We start from the raw sequence: 18563 nt of genomic DNA, 5'->3' as shown, positions 1-18563 counted from the left end.
CCAGCAGGTGAGTGCAGGAACGGGTCACCCGGACACGCCGACGAATCCCCTAGAAGACACCACGGTCAGTCAGAGGGTGAGTCAGACCAGCCGGGTGACCCGCTCCCACATCATCACTGTCAGGGGGTGAGGGTGAGGGGGCGGCCGGTTGCCACGTCGAGGACCGGGCGGGTGCCGAGGGGGGTCGTCAAGGTCACGGTGACCGGTTTGAGTACCGCGAGGTCGACGCACTCCCCGGTGCCCTGGAGCACTCCACCGCCGACCACCACCACGTCGTCGCTCTCCCACACCAGGGCGGTGGGCCCGGTGTCGCAGGCGCCTATGCTCACCGTGTACGTCAACCGGGCGTGATCGACGCGTTGGAGTCGATCGGCACCGGCCACGCCGCCCGGAAGGGGTCGGGTCGGGGCAGCCGGCTCGGGCACGGCGCCGACCGCCCGGGCCGCTACCGCGAGGCGGGCCACCGGGGCGGTCAACTCGGCCACGGTGAACAACCAGGCTGGCACGGCGGCGACGCCCCGACTGGTGCGTACCTCGGCCTCGCCGAGCGTCACGCCGGTGACGGTGAGTGGGATGCACGCTGTGGCCGCCTGCGTGGAGACCGAATCGTCCGGCCTGGTGCCGGCAGTCGGGGCTGCAGCCCGGGGCACCCGGGGCCGCCCGTCGCACGGTGGCGGGTCCCCCTGGTCCAGTTGCCGGTACGCCTCGGCCGCGCTGATCAGCGGGACGGTCAGTGCGCCGTCCGGGAAGCGGATCGCCGCGTCGGCGGGCACCTCGGTCGGCATTGGGATCTGGTCGCGGTACCAACCGGAACGGAAGGCCATCTCGGTGTCGGCGGTGAAGCCGGGTTGCCCGGTGAGCACCGTGGCGTCCTGCAACGGCAGGTATCCACTCGACCAGTCGGACCCGGGCCGCCACGCCCCCGCGACCTCGGCGGCCCGCTCGTCGAACGCCTCGCGGTGCTGCCCCGGACCACCCCCGACCGCCCCACCGGCCCCACCCGGCACCGACCCCACCGGCGCACACCCGCCCGCCACCGCCACCACGAGCCCCCACCCCACCACAACAAGTCGCCGCATACCCCTGTGACGCTCCACCCCCTCCCCCGGTTCCCACCCTCCCCCCTCCCCACCTTCCCCCACCCCGCCCCGCCCCCGTTGATCAAGAGGTTTGGGTCAAGTTGATCTCCAAAAATGACGCAAACTTCTTGATCAACGCGACCGAGACGGGGCGGAGGGAGAGCGCGGGACGCGCGGGGAGCGCGGGAGGGGAGAGGGCCGGGTGGGAAGAGAGAGATGCGCCCCGGTCCTGGGGACCGGGGCGCATCGTGTGGTGGAGGTGCCGGGAATCGAACCCGGGTCCTTCGCCGGTTTGTCAGGGCTTCTCCGAGCGCAGCTCGCTATGCCTCTACTCGGCCCCACCGCTCACGCGAGCAAGTTGGTGTGACGGGCCCAGTCGCTGATTGATCTCGCCGCACGGACCCCGCGACCGGGTCCGGTTGGCCAGCCTCCTAACTGATGCCGGCTAACTGGGACGAAGGCGTTCCCAGGCCGACAGACTCACTACTCGCCTCAGGCGGCGAGAGCGAAGTCAGCGCGATTTTGCTTGGCGCTTATAAGTTTCCGACGACCGATTCTCGAGACGACGTCGGCTTCCTCGGCTCGCTTCCCCTGTCGCTGCGTACGAAGTCGAAACCAGTCACCCCCTCGACGGGCCACCGATGTGGCGGCACTGTCCAGACTAACGCCTACCGCAACGGGTTTCATCCCGAGGCCCGGCCCAGCGTGCCGAGCCGGGCAAACAGGATGAATCAGTCGTCCATTCCCTTGCCGCGTCGACCCGACACCCGGGCGATCTCCCGGTCGGCGTCCCGCTTGGCGAGGTCCTGCCGCTTGTCGTACGACTTCTTGCCCTTGGCCAGGGCGATCTCGACCTTGGCCCAGCCGTCGGAGAAGTAGACCTGCAACGGGACCATGGTCAGGCCACCCTCACGGGTCTTGCCGATCAACTTGTCGATCTCCAACCGCTTGAGCAGCAGCTTGCGGGTACGCCGGGGCTCGTGGTTGGTCCAGGTGCCCTGGGTGTACTCCGGGATGTGCATGCCGTGCAGGAACAGTTCGCCGTCGCGTTCCTGGGCGAAGGCGTCGACCAGCGAGGCCCGCCCGGCGCGCAGCGACTTGACCTCGGTGCCGGTCAGCGCCATGCCCGCCTCGTACGTGTCGAGGATGGCGTAGTCGTGGCGGGCCTTCTTGTTGGAGGCGACCACCTTGCGGCCCTTTTCCCGTGGCATCCGGCGCACCCCCTTCCGTGTACGCTCACCGACCGGCCGGTCGGTGAGCGGGGATCATGCTACCCGAATGACAAGGGCCCTCCCGCGCCGTTTCTTCCCGGCGCGGGAGGGCCCGCACGTCGACCCCTGCGGTGACTAGACCCGCAGGTAGAAGCGGAGCGTGACCCAGGCGGTGGCGGCGCTGATCAGGCCACCGACGCCGGCCATCAGCGGGAACATCAGGAAGATGTCCGACCACTGGATCGGCGAGAGCAGCCCTTCGAGCGCCTTCAACGAACCGCTGAACAGCAGCTGTTTGGCGCCGATCAGCGCGATCAGGCCCAGCAGCGAGCCGATCAGGCCGGCGACCACCGCCTCCAGCACGAACGGCGCCTGGATGAACCAGTTCGACGCACCGACCAGCTTCATGACCGCGACCTCACGCCGCTTGCTGTACGCGGCCACCTGGATGGTGTTCGCCACCAGCAGCAACGCGGCGATGGCCATCACCACCGCGGCGGCCAGCGCGATGTTCTGGATGGCGGTGAGCACATTGAAGATCTTGTCCAGCAGCCGGCTCTGGTCGACGATCACGTCGACACCCTCGGTGCCCTGGTACTGGTCGTAGATGTTCTTGTACTGCTCCGGGTTGACCAGCTTCAGCCGGAACGACTCGGGGAGCAGGTCGGGCTTCACGACGTTCACCAGGTCGGGCGCGTCCTGGTACATCTCCTTGAACGTCTTGTACGCCTCGTCCTTGTTGACGTAGAGGACCTCCTTGACCAGGGGGTCGCCCTTCAACTTGGCGTCGAGGTCGGTGCGCTGCTGCTCGGTGACGTCGGTCTTCAGGAAGATCGAGACTTCGACGTTCTTGTAGTAGAGGTCCTTCATGTCGCCGACCTGTTTGTACATCAGGCCGCTGGCGCCGAGCATGGTCAGCGAGACCGCCATCGTGATGATCATCGCGATCGTCATCGTGACGTTGCGCCACAGTCCGACCAGTACCTCGGACAGGACGTACTTTATCCGCATCGGGTGTTCCTCCGGCTCTCCGGCGTGAGGTGTTCGTCGTCAGGTCGTACGGCAGGGGTGGAGCGCCGGCTCACCCGTAGACGCCGCGGGCCTGGTCGCGCACGATGCGGCCACTCTCGATCTCGACGACGCGACGGCGCATCTGGTTCACGATGTTGGAGTCGTGCGTGACCATCACGACGGTCGTACCGGTGCGGTTGATCCGGTCCAGCAAACGCATGATCTCGATCGAGGTGTCCGGGTCCAGGTTTCCGGTCGGCTCGTCCGCCAGCAGGATCAGCGGACGGTTCACGAACGCCCTGGCGACCGCGACCCGCTGCTGCTCACCGCCGGAGAGTTCGTGCGGGTACCGGTGCTCCTTGCCACCGAGCCCGACCAACTCCAGCACCTCGGGCACGACCCGGCGGGCCACCGCCTTGGTCTTGCCGATCACCTCCAGGGCGAACGCCACGTTCTCGTAGGCGGTGCGGTTCGGCAGCAGCCGGAAGTCCTGGAAGACGCAGCCGATGGAACGTCGGAAGTGGGGTCGCTTCCAGGACCGCATCGAGGTGACGTCCTTGCCGTTGACGACGACCCGGCCCTTGTTGGGGGCGACCTCGTGCAGCAGCATCTTGATGATCGTGGACTTGCCGGAGCCTGATGGCCCGATGAAGAAGACGAACTCGCCCTTCTCGATCGAGACGGACACGTTGTCGAGCGAAGGCCGGGACGCCTTCGGGTACGTCTTCGTCACTTGCTCAAGCTGAATCACGGGTCGTGAGTCTACGCGGTGTAACCGCAGAGCCAAGTGGCACGCCCCGCCGAAGCGGGGCGCGTCATCGATTCGCCCGGTCAACCCGGAATCGACGACGCGCCCCGTTCACGATCGATCACGCAGCGTCGTTGGCGAGCTGCTGCTGCTTGCGCCAGCGGATACCCGCCTCGATGAAGCTGTCCAACTCCCCGTCGAAGACCGACGACGGATTGCCGGTCTCCTGCTCGGTTCGGAGATCCTTCACCATCTGATAGGGGTGCAGCACGTACGAGCGCATCTGGTCGCCCCAGGTGGGGGCGTGGCCGGACTTCAGGCCGGCCAGCTTCGCCTCCTCCTCCTGCCGCTTGCGCTCCAGCAGCCGGGACTGGAGCACCCGCATCGCGGAGGCCTTGTTCTGGAGCTGGGACTTCTCGTTCTGGCAGGTCACCACGATGCCGGTGGGGATGTGGGTCAACCGCACCGCCGAGTCGGTGGTGTTGACGCTCTGCCCACCCGGCCCGGACGACCGGTAGACGTCCACCCGGATCTCGTTCTCCGGGATGTCGATGTGGTCGGTCTGCTCGGTGACCGGCAGCACCTCGACCCCGGCGAAGCTGGTCTGCCGGCGGCCCTGGTTGTCGAACGGGCTGATCCGGACCAGCCGGTGGGTGCCCGACTCGACGCTGAGCGTGCCGTAGGCGTACGGCACCTTGACGGTGAACGTGGCGGACTTCAGGCCGGCCTCTTCCGCGTACGAGGTCTCGTAGACCTCCGTCGGGTAGCCGTGCCGCTCCGCCCACCGCAGGTACATCCGCAGCAGCATCTCGGCGAAGTCGGCCGCGTCCACCCCACCGGCGCCCGCCCGGATGGCGACCAGCGCCTCCCGGGAGTCGTACTCGCCGGAGAGCAGGGTGCGGACCTCCATCTCCTGGATGGCCTTGGTCAGCGTGGCGATCTCCGACTCGACCTCGCCCAGCACCCCGGAGTCGGCCTCGTCCTCGGCCAGCTCCAGCAGCACCCGCGCGTCGTCGAGCCCGGACCGCAGGCTGCCCAGCTTGCTGATCTCGCCGTTGACGTACGACAACTGCGAGGTCACCTGCTGCGCCTTGGCCTGGTCGTCCCAGAGATCCGGCGCGGACGCCTGCTCCTCCAGCCGGGCCTTCTCCTCCCGCAGGCGGTCGAGGTCGAGCACCGCCTCGATGTTGCGCAGGGTCGCGTCGAGTTCCTTGAGCTGTTCGGCGTAATCGGCAGCGGTCACGACAGACAAGGGTACTGTGCGTGCGGCGGTCCGCTCACGTCACACCACCTACCAGGGCCGATGATCAGCCGACCGGGGCGGTCTTGAGCCAGGACAGCGCCGCCTTGTGGTAGGCAACGGCGAACTCCAGCGCGCTGGCGTCGTACTCGTCGCCCTCCTTCTTGGCGGTCTTGACCTGCTCCCGGACGTACGCGAGGGCCTCGGTGTGGTATTCGTTGGCCGAGGTGTAGAGGTTCTTGAGCTGGCTGGCCGAGTGCAGGTTGCCGAACGCGATCCGCAGGGCGATCGGGTTGCGGATGGTGTCCCGACCGGGATTCTCCGCCAGCCATCGGGAGAAGGTCCGCTTCCCCGCCGCCGTGATCGCGTAGGGTTGACTCATCCGCGGCCCGGGCTTGCCCAGCCGCACGAAACCACGCTCCGCCAGGACCGGCAACTCACGGTAGACCTGACTGCGTGTCATCGACCAGTACGGCGCCAGTCGGCGCTCAGCGGCGGCCATCAGCTGGCCGCCTGTCATCGGGCCCTCATGCAACAACCCCAGCAGGGCCGCCGCAGTGGGGTTGACTCCGGAATCCGCCATGCCCTCTAAGCTGCCACTTTGCCGTCCCGGCGTCCAGGATTTCCGGATTTGCCACCCGGGAGGATTTCCAATGTGCACTGTCGGCGGACGACAGTGCTCCCAGGACCGCCCCCCGACCGCCCACTGGCCCACGCCATCGGCGGTGACCTGGGGTGCACCGACCGTGGTGGCCGGCGCGGTGGCCGTCCCGCGCCGCCCGAGCCCGGGACGACCCCGACCGGCGGCGGCCGGATCACCCGCCACCGCCGGTCGTCGCCGGTTCACCCCATGTGCGGGTACGTGTGGTCGGTCGGCGCCACGAACGTCTCCTTGATCGTCCGGGGCGACATCCAGCGCACCAGGTTGTGCCACGACCCGGCCTTGTCGTTGGTGCCGCTGGCCCGGGCCCCGCCGAAGGGCTGCTGCCCGACCACCGCCCCGGTCGGCTTGTCGTTGATGTAGAAGTTGCCGGCCGCGTACCGCATCTTCTCGGCCACCGCGTCGACCACCCGGCGGTCGGTGGCGAAGATCGACCCGGTCAGGGCGTACGGGGCGATGGACTCGGCCTGGGTGACCACGTCGTCGAAGTTGGCGTCGTCGAAGACGTGCACGCCGAGGATCGGCCCGAAGTATTCGGTGGTGAACGTCTCGTGGGCCAGGTCGGTGCACTCGAACAGCGTCGGCCGGACGAACCACCCGACCGAGTCGTCGGCGGTGCCCCCGGCCAGCACCCGGCAGCTGTCGTCCCCGGCGATCAGGTCCAGCGCGGCGGTGTGCCTGGCGAACGCGCGGGCGTCGATCACCGCGCCGCCGAAGTTGGCGAAGTCGGTCACGTCGCCGTAGGTCAACGCGTCGGCGGTGGCGGCCAGCCGGTCCCGCAGCCCAGCGGACCACAGCGACCGGGGGACGTACGCCCGCGAGGCGGCCGAGCACTTCTGGCCCTGGTATTCGTAGGCGCCCCGGATCAGCGCGGTGTGCAGGGCGTCGACGTCGGCGCTGGGGTGCGCGACGACGAAGTCCTTGCCGCCGGTCTCACCGACCAGCCGGGGGTAGCCCCGGTAGGCGGCGATGTTCTCGCCGACCGTGCGCCACAGCTGCTGGAAGACCCTGGTGGAGCCGGTGAAGTGGATGCCGGCCAGGTCCGGGTCGGCGAGCACCACGTCGGAGACCTCCTCGCCCCGCCCGGTGACCATGTTGATCACGCCGGGGGGCAGGCCGGCCGCCTCGAACAGCCGCATGGTGAAGTGCGCCGCGAACTGCTGGGTGGGGCCCGGCTTCCAGACCACGGTGTTGCCGAGCAGGGCCGGCGCGGACGGCAGGTTGCCGGCGATCGCGGTGAAGTTGAACGGGGTCACCGCGTAGACGAAGCCCTCCAGCGGGCGGTGGTCGAACCGGTTCCACACCCCCGGCGACGAGTTCGGCTGCGCCGCCAGCAACTCCCGGGCGAAGTGCACGTTGAACCGGAGGAAGTCGATGAACTCGCAGGCCGCGTCGATCTCCGCCTGCACGGCGGTCTTGGACTGGCCGAGCATGGTGGCCGCGTTGAGGGTGTCCCGCCACGGGCCGGCCAGCAGCTCGGCGGCGCGCAGGAAGACCGCGGCCCGCTCCTCGAACGGCAACGCCCGCCACATCGGCGCGGCGTCCTTGGCGGCCCGTACGGCGGCGCGGGCGTCGTCGTGGGTGGCGTGACCGGTGACCCCGAGCACGTGCGCGTGCCGGTGCGGCTGCACCACGTCGATCGGGTCGCCACCGGCCATCCGCTGCTCACCGGCGATGGTCATCGGCAGGTCGATCCGCTCGGCGGCCAGCTCGGTCAGCCGCCGTTGCAGCCGCTCCCGGTCGGCGCTGCCCGGCTCGTAGGTGCGTACCGGCTCGTTGTGCGGCTCGGGTACGGAGAACACGGCGTCCATCACAGCTCCTGGGCGATCTCGACAGCGGCGGCGAAATCGGCCCCGCGGGCACCGACCGGACGGTCGGACACCGGACACCGCGCGGCGTGCCTGGCGCGGTGGCGGGACCTCCGGGGATTCTCCCACGCCGACCCCGACGGAACCACGCCCCGCCCGCCCCGCACCGATGATCGCGAGGCCACGACACCTTCAGGGCGACGATTCGCATCAAACAGCCCCCGTCGATCAGCAGAAAGACAGGGCGGTCCGACGGCGGCGGCACCGGGAGGGCAGCAGCGCCGGACACCGGACGGGGCCCGGCGGGGCGGACCGGCGCGGGCCCGGCCGGGCGGACCGGCGCGGGCCGGCGGCGCTACGGGCAGACCGCAGCCGCGCCGCCCATGCCACCCGCCCCCTCCGGCTGCCCGGCCGGGCGTGGGGACGGTCCGCGCCCAGCCAGGGACCGCACCGTCAGCCCGCGTACCCTGGTTCGAGCGATCAGAGGCCTCCCGGTGCCGGGGTGGCGCGGTGTCGAAGGGGAGACGATGAGCAAGCAGCCCGGCAGCTCCACGGCGGCGTCCGCACAGACGGTCGACACCGGGCAGGGCGGCGGGGAGACCCACACCGCACCGGCGGGGTACGCCCCGGGTACGCCCCTGCTGGCGGTGCTCGCGCTCGGGTGGCTGGCCGCGATGCTGTGGTCCACCCGGGAAGCGATCCACTCGGCGGCGGTCGGCCTCACCGCGATCACCCTCTCCGCCTTCGCCCTACCCGGGGTGATCTCCGCCGCGCTGGTCGCCGGGACGGCCGTCGCGCTGGCCGCGAGCGAACTGGCCGCCCGCCGGCTCGGCGACCGCGCCGCACTGCGCTTCGCGGCGGCGCTCGGGGCCGGCATGCTGGTCGGGCTGGGCACCGCCCTGGCCGTCAACCTGACCTACGCCGACAACGCCACCACCAACACCATCGCCGGCACCAGCGCGGCGGCGGCCATCATCGGCGGGGCGATCGCCGGGGCGCGTACCCCGGCACCGGTCGGCGCGGTGGTCGCCGCCGCCCTCGGCACCCTGCTCTTCGTCGTGCTGTTCAGCCAGGCCCGCGACCCGCTGTTCGACCTGTTCGGTGCGGACGACTCGCAGGCGTCCCTGGTCGGTGCCGCGAAGTGGGTCTCCCGCACCGAGTCGCTGCTCGGCGGACTGCTGGCCGGGCTACTCGCCTTCGGCTACCTCAGCTGGGCCCGCCGCCGGGCCGTCCGCCGCGCCCCCGACGCCCCTGCTCCACGCTGGCCCGCCTACCTGCTCGCCGGAGCCGGTCCGGGTCTACTCCTGCTGCTCACCGAGGTGATCATCCGGATCGGCGGCCGGACCCTGCTGGACCTGGCCGGCGCGCTCAGCGAGGCGGACGCGGTGGCCCAGACCAGCATGGGCACCTCCCGGATCGACAACGGCATCTGGGTGCTCTTCGTGGGCGCGTTGACCTCGGTGATTCTCTTCGGCCGCACCCTCGGCCCGACCCACCGCGACGACGACCCCGAGACCGTCGAGGACTGACCCGGGTCAGGAGGCGGTACGCAGCAGCAACTCCCACTCGGAGGGGGCGTACCACTCCAGCTCGTGGTCCTCGGCCCCGTCGACGGTGAACTGGGCGTCCGGGTCACCGGCGAGCGCTTCGTGCACCACGTCGACGGCGGCGGTGACGTCCTCGACCGCTTCGTCCCCGTCCACGTGCAGCGCGGCCACGGCCGACGCCGGCACCGGACCGTCCAGCTCCACCACGCTGGAGCCCAGCTCGCCGTCACCCCGGCCGACGGCGGCACCGGGCAGGTCGACCGAGACCACCACCCGCCGTCGGGGTGCGGCCGGGTCCTCCCGCAACAGTTGCAGGGCGTCCTGGGCGGCCCGGGTGAAGGCGACGTACTCCAGCTCCTCCTCGTCGCCCTCGGCGTACCACTCGCGCAGGGTGGGGGTGACCGCGTGCCCGTCGCTGACCGGCAGTCCCCGCTCGCGCAGCAGGGCCAGCATCGGCACGGTCGCCGGCACGTACACCCGGACCAGCTCGTCGCCCGCCATCGTCTCCCCCGCTCGTTGCCGTGCCGGCTGTTTCGCCGCGTCCCCCGGGACCGTGGCCGCACCGCCCGCCCGAACGCCGATCATGCCGTACGGGCGGTACGGGCGCGGACCCGACGGCCGAGACCGTCATACACCGCACAGCGCTGCGGTGGAAGACGCCGCACCGGGCGGACGGTCCGGTGCTGGGCGGGGAAGGCTGTCGGTGGCAAACTGATCCGAACGACGTCAAGCCGAGGGGTTTCCGTGGAGCCGAGGTTTCTCCTGCTCTCCGACGTGGCCGCCGAGCTGAACGTCTCAGATTCGCAGGTCTATCACATGGTACGCAGCGGCGAACTGCCCGCCATCAAGATCGGCGGGCGGGGTCAGTGGCGGGTGGAGCGCGCCCGACTGGAGGAGTACATCCAGCTCAAGTACGCCGAGACCGCCGAGTGGGTACGCGGCAACCCGCTCACCGACCGCGACCCGGAGTGATCGCCCCGTACCCCTGAGCCATTGACCCTGGGCGTTGCCGTGGTCGACAATCGACGCTGTCGGAAGCAAACGAAGGCAAACGCAGGGATTGAGGGTGCAGCGATGGCCGACTCCCGCCGTCCGGGGCCGACCCGACCACCGATCCGGTTGCGCCCCGCCCCCATCGCCGACCCGCCCTACGTCGACGAGGTGCCGGATCTGTGGCCCCGACCGCCCGGCCAGCTCGCCCTCGACCTGTTCGGCACCGGGCAACCGCCCGTCGGTCGCCCGGCCGGCCGACGGCCCGACCCCCGACCCCACCCCGGACATCCGGCCACCCCGGCACTGCCCCCGCCCGCCACCGCCACCCCCGAGGCGACCCGTGCGGCCCACCGGTTCGTCGGCACCTGCCTGGAAATCCTCAACGGTTACCGGCCGCCCGGCCAGATCCGGGCACTGGTCGAGCCGGGGCACACCGCCGAGGTGAGCGAACAACTCGCCCGCGCCGCGTCGCGTACCCCGCCGGTGCGTCGGCGCTCCACCCGTCCCGCCGTCCACCTGCGCCGGCTGCGGGTGTTCGAACCGCACGCGGCAGCCGTCGAGGTGGCCGTGGTGGTCGCCGCAGCTGGTCGGACCTGGGCGATGGCGCTCCGCCTGGAACACCGCCGAGGCAGCTGGCTCTGCACCACCCTCCAGGTCATCTGACCCCCACCCCGCCCACCCCAGACCCCCACACCCTTCCCCGCAGCCAGTCCGCCGTGTTGATCAAGAGGTTCAGGTCATTCCTGGAGATCCAACTGACGTATTCCTCTTGATCACCGGAGGTGACGGAACCCGGAGGGCTGATCCGGGTGAGGGGCGGGGCTGGGTGGGGGTGAAGTCGGGCAAGGGGTTCCGCGGCCGAACAACAGGACCGCCCGGAACGGCAGGACCGCCCGGAACGGCAGGACCGCCCGGAACGGCAGGACCGCCCGGAACGGCAGGACCGCCCGGAACGGCAGGACTGCCCGGAACGGCAGGACGCCCGCCTGCTCTGGTGAGTAGGTGGGCGTCCTGGCGGTTCGGATCAGGCGCCGCCGTTGGGCGCACCGTGGCAGCGCTTGTACTTGCGACCGGAGCCGCACGGGCAGGGCGCGTTGCGGGACGGCCCACCCTCGGCCGACCGGTCGACCGGACCGGTGTTACGCCGGGCGGTGCTGGCTGCGGCAGCCTGACCGGTCGCCCCGGCGGCGGCCGGGCGACGCGGCGTACCGGCGGCGGGTCGGGCCTGCGACGGAGCCTGCGGCTGCCCACCGCCGATGCCGAGTGCCGGTGCGGACGGCTCGGGCTCGGGCCGTTCCACGGCCACCGCGCCCGCGCCGGCCTCACCGTCGATGGTGGGGGCGGAGTATTGCAGGCCCTGCTGCTGGGGCGCGCGGTTGAGGCCCTTGGCCCGGATCTCGACCGGCTTGTCCAGCAGCTGCACCTCCTCGGCCTCCGGCTCCGGCTCCTGGACCTGCACCTCCAGGTTGTAGAGGAAGCCGACCGTCTCCTCCTTGATGCCTTCCATCATGGTGGCGAACATGTCGAAGCCCTCGCGCTGGTACTCGATGACCGGGTCGCGCTGGGCGTACGCCCGGAGGCTGATGCCCTCCTGGAGGTAGTCCATCTCGTAGAGGTGCTCGCGCCACTTGCGGTCGATGACCTGGAGCAGCACCATCCGCTCGAGCTGGCGGGTGGCTTCCTCGCCGAGGCTCTCCTCACGCCGGTCGTACGCGGCGTTCGCGTCCTCCTTGAGCCGGGCCAGCAGGAAGTCCTGGTCCAGGCCGGAGCGGGAACCGACCTCCTCCTCCAGCTCGTCGACGGTGACGCTAACCGGGTAGAGCTGCTTGAGGCTCGCCCAGAGCTGGTCGAGGTCCCAGTCCTCGGCGTAGCCGTCGCTGGTGGCCCCCACCACGTACGCGCCGATGGTGTCGTCGATCATGTTGCGGACCTGGTCGGAGAGGTCCTCACCGTTGAGCACGCGCAGCCGCTCGGCGTAGATCACCTGGCGCTGCTTGTTGAGCACCTCGTCGTACTTCAGGACGTTCTTGCGGATCTCGGCGTTCTGGCCCTCGATCTGGGCCTGGGCGTTCTTGATCTGCCGGGTGACCATCTTCGACTCGATGGGCACGTCCTCCGGGATGTTGAACCGCTCCATCACCGCCTCGACGGCACCGGCCCGGAACCGCTTCATCAGCTCGTCCTGGAGCGACAGGTAGAACCGGGACTCGCCCGGGTCACCCTGCCGGCCGGCCCGACCGCGCAGCTGGTTGTCGATCCGGCGGGACTCGTGCCGCTCGGTGCCGAGCACGTAGAGGCCACCGGCGGCGGCCACCTCCTCGGCCTCGGTCTCGCACGCCTGCTTCCAGGTGGGGAGGGCCTCCTCCATCGCCTTGGCGTACTCGTCCTCCTGCTCGACCGGGTCGAGGCCGCGCTGGCGCAGCTCGCTGGCGGCGAGGAACTCGGCGTTACCGCCGAGCAGGATGTCGGTGCCCCGGCCGGCCATGTTGGTCGCGACGGTGACCGCGCCCTTGCGGCCGGCCTGCGCGACGATCTCGGCCTCGCGGGCGTGGAACTTCGCGTTCAGCACCGAGTGCGGGATGCCCCGGCGGCGCAGCAGCGTGGAGAGGATCTCGGAGTTTTCCACCGAGACGGTGCCGACCAGCACCGGCTGACCGGCCTGGTGCCGCTCGGCGATGTCCTCGATGACCGCGTTGAACTTGGCCTTCTCGGTCTTGTAGATGACGTCGGCCTTGTCCATCCGGACCATCGGCCGGTGGGTGGGGATGGTCACCACGCCGACCTTGTAGACCTTGTTGAACTCGCCCGCCTCGGTCTGGGCGGTACCGGTCATGCCGGAGAGCTTCTCGTAGAGGCGGAAGTAGTTCTGGAGGGTGATGGTGGCCAGGGTCTGGTTCTCCTGCTTGATCTCCACCCCCTCCTTGGCCTCGATCGCCTGGTGCATGCCCTCGTTGTAGCGGCGGCCGTGCAGGATGCGCCCGGTGAACTCGTCGACGATCAGGACCTCGCCGTCGCTGACGATGTAGTCCTTGTCGCGCTTGTAGAGCTCCTTGGCCTTGATCGCGTTGTTGAGGTAGCCGACCAGCGGGGTGTTGACCGACTCGTAGAGGTTGTCGATGCCGAGCCGGTCCTCGACCTTGGCCACGCCGCGCTCGGTGACCGCGATGGTGCGCTTGGCGTAGTCGACCTCGTAGTCGCCCTCGCCGTCCTTGCCGGACTGGAGGCGGGCCACCACGCCGGCGAACTCGCCGTACCAGCGGGCGGAGTGCTCGGCCGGGCCGGAGATGATCAGCGGGGTCCGGGCCTCGTCGATCAGGATCGAGTCGACCTCGTCGACCACGGCGAAGTTGTGCCCGCGCTGGACCAGCTCATCGTGCGACCAGGCCATGTTGTCGCGCAGGTAGTCGAAGCCGAACTCGTTGTTGGTGCCGTAGGTGATGTCGCACTCGTAGGCGGCCTTGTGCTCGGCGGCCGGCCGGTTGGGCAGCACCACGCCGACGGTCAGGCCGAGGAACTCGTGCACCTGACCCATCCAGGCGGCGTCGCGCTGGGCCAGGTAGTCGTTGACGGTGACCACGTGCACGCCCTTGCCGGAGAGCGCGTTGAGGTAGACCGCCATGACCGAGGTCAGCGTCTTGCCCTCACCGGTCTTCATCTCGGCGATGTTGCCGAAGTGCAGTGCCGCGCCACCCATCACCTGGACGTCGTACGGCCGCTGGCCGAGCACCCGGGCAGCCGCCTCGCGCACCGTGGCGAACGCCTCGGGCAACAGGTCGTCGAGGGTCTCACCATCGGCGAGCCGCTCCCGGTACTGGTCGGTCAGTGACCTCAGCTCGTCGTCGGTGAGGTTGACGTAGTCGTCCTCGATCGAGTTGACGGCGGCGGCGATGGCCTTCAGCCGGCGCACCATACGGCCCTCGCCCGCGCGGAGGACCCTTTCCAGAATCGACACGGATCAACGCTCCCCTAGACAGTCTCGAACCATCGTAGGCGCTCCGTCGGCGCGATGGTCACTGGTGGCGGCGGTCCGACCCGACCAAACCGACATAATGCTCGGCTCGACCCGCCGCCCGGCGGTTATCCGGTTACGCCCACCGCGAACGATCCGGCACGATGACCCGCATGGAGCCTGTGGAGATCATCGAGGACGGCCTGCTGCTGCGTCCGTGGCTCGCCTCGGACGCGGAAGACGTGCACCGGGCTTGCCAGGACCCGGACATCCAGCGCTGGACCACCGTACCGCGTCCGTACCGGCCTGAACACGCCCATGGCTTCGTCACCAAGCTGAGCCCCCGCGCCTGGGCCGAGGGCAGCGGGGCACCGTTCGCGGTCTGCGACGCCGCCACCGGCGAGCTGCTCGGCTCCTGCGGCCTGGTCGCGATCGACCGGGAGGTCGAGACCGGTGAGATCGGCTATTGGACCGCCCCCTGGGCTCGGGGCCGGGGGGTCACCGTGCGGGCCACCCGGGCGGTCGCCCGCTGGGCCTTCGACGCTCTGGCGCTGCGTCGGCTGATCTGGCAGGCCGAGGTCGGCAACCACTTCTCCCGGCTGGTCGCGTTGCGGGCCGGCTTCCAGATCTCCGGTGAGCTGCGGCTCGCCCGACCCGCCGGGGACGGCCGGGGCGAGGGCTGGATCGGCTCGATGCTGCCCGGGGAGGTGCCCGCCGTCGGTGCGACCGGACCGGCCGGGCCGGGCACCCTGGAAGCCCGGCGGGCCGCCGTGTTCGGTCGGCCGCAGCCCGTCCTGTTCGCCACCGCCGGGGATACCGAGCTGCGGTTGCGACCGATGGAGGAACGCGACCTGGACGGGGTCGTCGCCACCTGCCGGGACCCGGATACCGTCCGGTGGACCAGCGTGCCGCACCCCTACCAGCACACCGACGCCGAGGGCTACCTGACCTACGGCGGGCTGGCCTGGGCGCGGGGCAGCAGCGCGTGTTTCGTCCTGGCCGACCCGGACGACGCCTTCGCCGGCACCGTCGACCTGCGGTTGAACCCCGTCGACCCGCTGCGGGCCGAGGTCGGCTTCATGACCGCGCCGCAGGCCCGGGGCCGGGGCTGGATGCCGGCCGCGCTGGGCGCGCTCGCCGCCTGGGGCATCACCGGCCTCGACCTGGTCCGGATCGAGTGGAAGGCCCACGTCGGCAACACCGCCTCCCGGCGGGCCGCCGAGAAGGCCGGCTTCACCGTCGAGGGCACCCTGCGGGGCGGGGTGCCGCAGCGGGGGGACCGGGTCGACGCCTGGATCGGCGCGCTGCTCGCCGGGGACCTGACGTGAACCCACAGTCCGGCGACGCCGGGGACCTGACTCGACCCCGCAGACCAACGACGTCGGGGACCTGACGTGACCTGCAGTCCGACGACGCCGGCGGCGACCTGACGTGAACCCACGGACCATCGAGCCTGGCGAGGACCTGACGTGACCCCGGAGGTCATCGAGGCCGGACCGGTGCGGCTGCGGCCGTTCCGGCCGGACGACGCCGAGGACCTCGCCGCCGGCCGCGACGATCCGGTGAACCTGCGGTTCAACCCGGTGATGCCGCAGCCGTACACGGTCGCCGACGCGCACTGGTGGATCTCCGAGGGCGCCCCGGCGGCGTGGCGCAGCGGCGGCGCCGCGTACGCGATCGTCGATGCCGGGACCGACCGGCTGGTCGGCGGGGCCGGGCTCAGCCAGGTGGCGCCGGGCCGGGGGCAGGCGGAGCTGGGCTACTGGGTGGCACCGCGGGCCCGGCGGCGCGGGATCGCCACCGCCACCACCCGGGCCCTGGCGGCGGCCGCGTTCCAGGCCGGCCTGGCCCGGCTGGAGCTGCTGATCAGGGCCGAGAACCCGGCCAGCCAGCGGGTCGCGCTGGCCGCCGGCTTCCACCTGGAGGGGGTACGCCGGGCAGCCGGCCTGGACCGCGACGGCGACCGGTACGACCTGCTCGCCTGGGTACGCCTCGCCGACGACCCGCCCGGCCCGGTCCCGCGCCTGCTGCCGGACCTGCCCGACGGCCGGCTCACCGACGCGGTGGTGACCCTGCGCCGGCTCGCCCCGGCCGACGCCGAGGTGCTGCACCGGCTGCACACCCGCCCCGAGGTGGTGGCGACCCGGGTCCGTCCGGTCCCACCGACCCGGGCGGACATCGACCGGCGCTGTGCCGTCGCCGAGAGCGACTGGCTGGCCGGCCGGGCGGCCGACTTCGCGCTGTGCGACGCGGTGACCGGCACGATGGTCGGCGGTTGCGCACTGATCCACGACGAGCCGGCCACCGGCCAGGCGATGATCGGCTACAGCCTGCTGCCCGAGGCGCGCGGCCGGGGACTGGCCACCCGTGCGGTCCGGCTGGTGGCCGGCTGGGCGTTCGGCCCGGTGGGTCTGGCCCGCCTCTGGGCCGGCACCGCCCCGTGGAACACCGCCTCCCAGCGCGTCCTGACCCGGGCCGGCTTCCACCGGGAGGGCCTCATGCGTGCCCGCCTCCCCGCCCCGACACCCGAAACCCCCCGCCCCGACACCCTCCTCTGGTCCCACCTCCCCACCGACCCCCCTCCCCCGCCCTCTTCCCCGCCCCCACCCCCACCTCCCGGGTGATCAAGAGGTTTACGTCAATTCGATCTTCGTAGCTGACGCAAACTTCTTGATCACCGCGAGCGGGCGGGGGCGGAGGGGGGCGGGGGCGGGGGCGGGGGGGGATGGGTTTAGGTGTCTAGGGAGATGATGCCGTAGTCGTAGGCGTGGCGGCGGTAGACGACGCTGGGGCGGCCGGACTCCTTGTCGTGAAACAGATAGAAGTCGTGACCGACGAGTTCCATCTGGAACAGGGCGTCGTCGACCGTCATCGGGTCGGCGGGGTGCACCTTGGCCCGGGCGATATGCCAGGGCTGGTCGTCGTGCTCCTCCGGGCGCTCCTCGACGGCGGTCGCGGTGGCGGTGCCGCCGGCGGGGGCGGCGACGTCGTCCAAGCCGGCCACCGGCAGACCGGCGGTGGCGGCGGCGACGGAGATCGGCGCATGCCGGCCCCGGTGTACGCGGCGGCGGTCGGCCGCCCGGCGCAGTCGGGTGTCCAGCTTGGCGATGGCCGCGTCCAGCGCGCTGTAGAAGTCGTTCGTGCAGGCCTCTGCCCTGATCACCGGCCCACGGGAGACACAGGTGATCTCCACTCGCTGGCAGGTGTCGGACTGCCGGGGATTGCGCTCGTGGAACAGCTCCACATCGACCCGGATGAGCTTGTGATCGTAGCGTTCGATTTTCGCGAGTTTCTCGGCTACGTGTACCCGGTAATGGTCCGGCACTTCGACGTTTCGACCCTTGACCACGATGTCCACGTGACCTCCCTTTTCCGGATGGTCGGCTGATCTTCGAATCCGGTCGAGCAACCTCGGGAGGGCCCCTGGGAGCGTCGACCGGTCAGGTACGGCTACGCCTCCTTCCACCGTCGGGGACGGGTGGGGAACCCTTCCTACCCCGACACGAAAACGCTAACTCCTGTTCGGCCGACAGTCACCCCCGGTTGTGGGAAACCCTCAGAGAATTAACAGCAACCAACACCATGGGGTGAAACGGAAACACGTTGCGTCACCAATGCCGCCGCTTTTGCGTTGCACCCAACACGGCCGCGCCATATGGCGTCATTCCCGCCGCACGCAAGGTCCGACTCAGCGCCGCCAGGGTGGCCCCGGTGGTGAGGATGTCGTCCAGCACCACCACCGTCCGGCCACCCGCACCACGCCCGGCCCACCCCGCCCGCAGCCGGAACGCCGACGCCGCCGCCTCGGCCCGCCCCGCCTGGTCCAGCTCCACCGAATCCGGCCGGGGCAGGGCCCGCACCGGCACCGCCGTCCGCACGTCCCAGCCGGCCCCCCGCAACCGGACCGCCGCGTGCCGGGCCAACCGGGTCAGGTGGTCGCCGTAGCGGGCCCGGGCCGCCGCCGCCCGGTCCGGCACCGGCACCAGCAGCACCGGCCGGGCCGGACCCACCGCCGCCGCCACCACCTCCGCCAGCAACCCGCCCAGCGGCCGGGCCAACCCGTGCCGACCCCGCTCCTTGTACGACAGCAGCACCTCCCGCAGCGGGCCCGCGTACGGGCCGAGGGCGTGGCAGGGCGGCAGGTCCGGCGGAGGCGGGGTGGGACGGGCCGGCACCGGCCGCAGCGCGGCGAGCTGGCATACGCAGCGCGGGCAGCAGCCCCGCCGCAGGGTGTCGTCCCGCCGACCGCAGCCGGCACAACCGGTCGGGAAGACCAGATCGGTCAGGTCCGCCCAGAGTCCGCCGATGTCCCGCAC

The 18563-nt window shown here is 71.0% G+C and carries 16 protein-coding genes and 1 other RNA gene; 5 read left to right on the top strand and 12 right to left on the bottom strand.

The window, feature by feature from the left end; genetic code table 11:
- Nucleotides 1-119: 119 nt before the first annotated feature.
- The 8 genes from JQN83_RS29100 to pruA form a co-directional block, all read right to left on the bottom strand.
- Nucleotides 120-1079, bottom strand: coding sequence for a hypothetical protein (locus JQN83_RS29100; RefSeq protein ID WP_208570349.1), 960 nt, complete (start codon nucleotides 1077-1079; stop codon nucleotides 120-122).
- A 251-nt stretch (nucleotides 1080-1330) separates the two neighbouring features.
- Nucleotides 1331-1706, bottom strand: a transfer-messenger RNA (tmRNA) gene (ssrA, locus tag JQN83_RS29095).
- Between the two features lie 104 nt (nucleotides 1707-1810).
- The gene (gene smpB, locus JQN83_RS29090) at nucleotides 1811-2290 is read right to left on the bottom strand and encodes an SsrA-binding protein SmpB (protein WP_208570348.1); all 480 of its coding nucleotides are present in this window, start codon (nucleotides 2288-2290) and stop codon (nucleotides 1811-1813) included.
- Between the two features lie 135 nt (nucleotides 2291-2425).
- Nucleotides 2426-3301: a permease-like cell division protein FtsX gene (ftsX, locus tag JQN83_RS29085; protein ID WP_208570347.1), complete on the bottom strand. Its 876-nt coding sequence runs from the start codon at nucleotides 3299-3301 to the stop codon at nucleotides 2426-2428.
- A 70-nt stretch (nucleotides 3302-3371) separates the two neighbouring features.
- Nucleotides 3372-4052: a cell division ATP-binding protein FtsE gene (ftsE, locus tag JQN83_RS29080; protein WP_030331491.1), complete on the bottom strand. Its 681-nt coding sequence runs from the start codon at nucleotides 4050-4052 to the stop codon at nucleotides 3372-3374.
- Nucleotides 4053-4170: 118 nt separating this feature from the next.
- A complete protein-coding gene (gene prfB, locus JQN83_RS29075; protein ID WP_208570346.1) occupies nucleotides 4171-5292 on the bottom strand; it encodes a peptide chain release factor 2 in 1122 nt (373 codons plus the stop codon).
- A gap of 64 nt (nucleotides 5293-5356) precedes the next feature.
- Nucleotides 5357-5872 carry a PadR family transcriptional regulator gene (locus JQN83_RS29070; RefSeq protein ID WP_145918036.1) on the bottom strand — a complete coding sequence of 172 codons (516 nt, stop codon included), beginning with the start codon at nucleotides 5870-5872 and terminating at the stop codon, nucleotides 5357-5359.
- Nucleotides 5873-6132: 260 nt separating this feature from the next.
- A complete protein-coding gene (pruA, locus tag JQN83_RS29065; protein ID WP_208570345.1) occupies nucleotides 6133-7761 on the bottom strand; it encodes an L-glutamate gamma-semialdehyde dehydrogenase in 1629 nt (542 codons plus the stop codon).
- A gap of 524 nt (nucleotides 7762-8285) precedes the next feature.
- Between pruA and JQN83_RS29060 the strand changes: the two genes are divergently transcribed.
- Nucleotides 8286-9287: a hypothetical protein gene (locus JQN83_RS29060; RefSeq protein WP_208570344.1), complete on the top strand. Its 1002-nt coding sequence runs from the start codon at nucleotides 8286-8288 to the stop codon at nucleotides 9285-9287.
- Nucleotides 9288-9293: 6 nt separating this feature from the next.
- On the opposite strand, the gene JQN83_RS29055 is transcribed toward JQN83_RS29060, so the two are convergent.
- Nucleotides 9294-9806 carry a DUF6912 family protein gene (locus JQN83_RS29055; protein WP_208570343.1) on the bottom strand — a complete coding sequence of 171 codons (513 nt, stop codon included), beginning with the start codon at nucleotides 9804-9806 and terminating at the stop codon, nucleotides 9294-9296.
- A gap of 243 nt (nucleotides 9807-10049) precedes the next feature.
- Between JQN83_RS29055 and JQN83_RS29050 the strand changes: the two genes are divergently transcribed.
- Together JQN83_RS29050 and JQN83_RS29045 are read left to right on the top strand one after the other, a co-directional pair.
- A complete protein-coding gene (locus tag JQN83_RS29050) occupies nucleotides 10050-10277 on the top strand; it encodes a helix-turn-helix domain-containing protein (protein ID WP_067306191.1) in 228 nt (75 codons plus the stop codon).
- A gap of 102 nt (nucleotides 10278-10379) precedes the next feature.
- Nucleotides 10380-10961: an Rv3235 family protein gene (locus JQN83_RS29045; RefSeq protein ID WP_208570342.1), complete on the top strand. Its 582-nt coding sequence runs from the start codon at nucleotides 10380-10382 to the stop codon at nucleotides 10959-10961.
- A 361-nt stretch (nucleotides 10962-11322) separates the two neighbouring features.
- Here the strand turns inward: JQN83_RS29045 and secA are convergent, their stop codons facing one another.
- A complete protein-coding gene (gene secA, locus JQN83_RS29040) occupies nucleotides 11323-14250 on the bottom strand; it encodes a preprotein translocase subunit SecA (protein ID WP_208570341.1) in 2928 nt (975 codons plus the stop codon).
- 170 nt (nucleotides 14251-14420) lie between these two features.
- Between secA and JQN83_RS29035 the strand changes: the two genes are divergently transcribed.
- Nucleotides 14421-15575 (top strand): GNAT family N-acetyltransferase, encoded by a 1155-nt coding sequence (locus tag JQN83_RS29035; protein ID WP_208570340.1) that lies wholly within the window; start codon nucleotides 14421-14423, stop codon nucleotides 15573-15575.
- Between the two features lie 141 nt (nucleotides 15576-15716).
- Nucleotides 15717-16871 carry a GNAT family N-acetyltransferase gene (locus tag JQN83_RS29030; RefSeq protein WP_208570339.1) on the top strand — a complete coding sequence of 385 codons (1155 nt, stop codon included), beginning with the start codon at nucleotides 15717-15719 and terminating at the stop codon, nucleotides 16869-16871.
- A 107-nt stretch (nucleotides 16872-16978) separates the two neighbouring features.
- Here the strand turns inward: JQN83_RS29030 and hpf are convergent, their stop codons facing one another.
- Together hpf and JQN83_RS29020 are read right to left on the bottom strand one after the other, a co-directional pair.
- A complete protein-coding gene (hpf, locus tag JQN83_RS29025) occupies nucleotides 16979-17605 on the bottom strand; it encodes a ribosome hibernation-promoting factor, HPF/YfiA family (protein ID WP_208570338.1) in 627 nt (208 codons plus the stop codon).
- A gap of 250 nt (nucleotides 17606-17855) precedes the next feature.
- Entirely contained in the window at nucleotides 17856-18563 is a 708-nt protein-coding gene (locus JQN83_RS29020; RefSeq protein WP_208570337.1) for a ComF family protein, read from the bottom strand.

It is taken from the genome of Micromonospora antibiotica (assembly GCF_017599305.1).
Lineage (GTDB): Bacteria > Actinomycetota > Actinomycetes > Mycobacteriales > Micromonosporaceae > Micromonospora > Micromonospora antibiotica.
The sequence above is the reverse complement of the archived record's forward strand: the minus strand, read 5'-3'. Positions and strand labels throughout refer to the sequence as shown.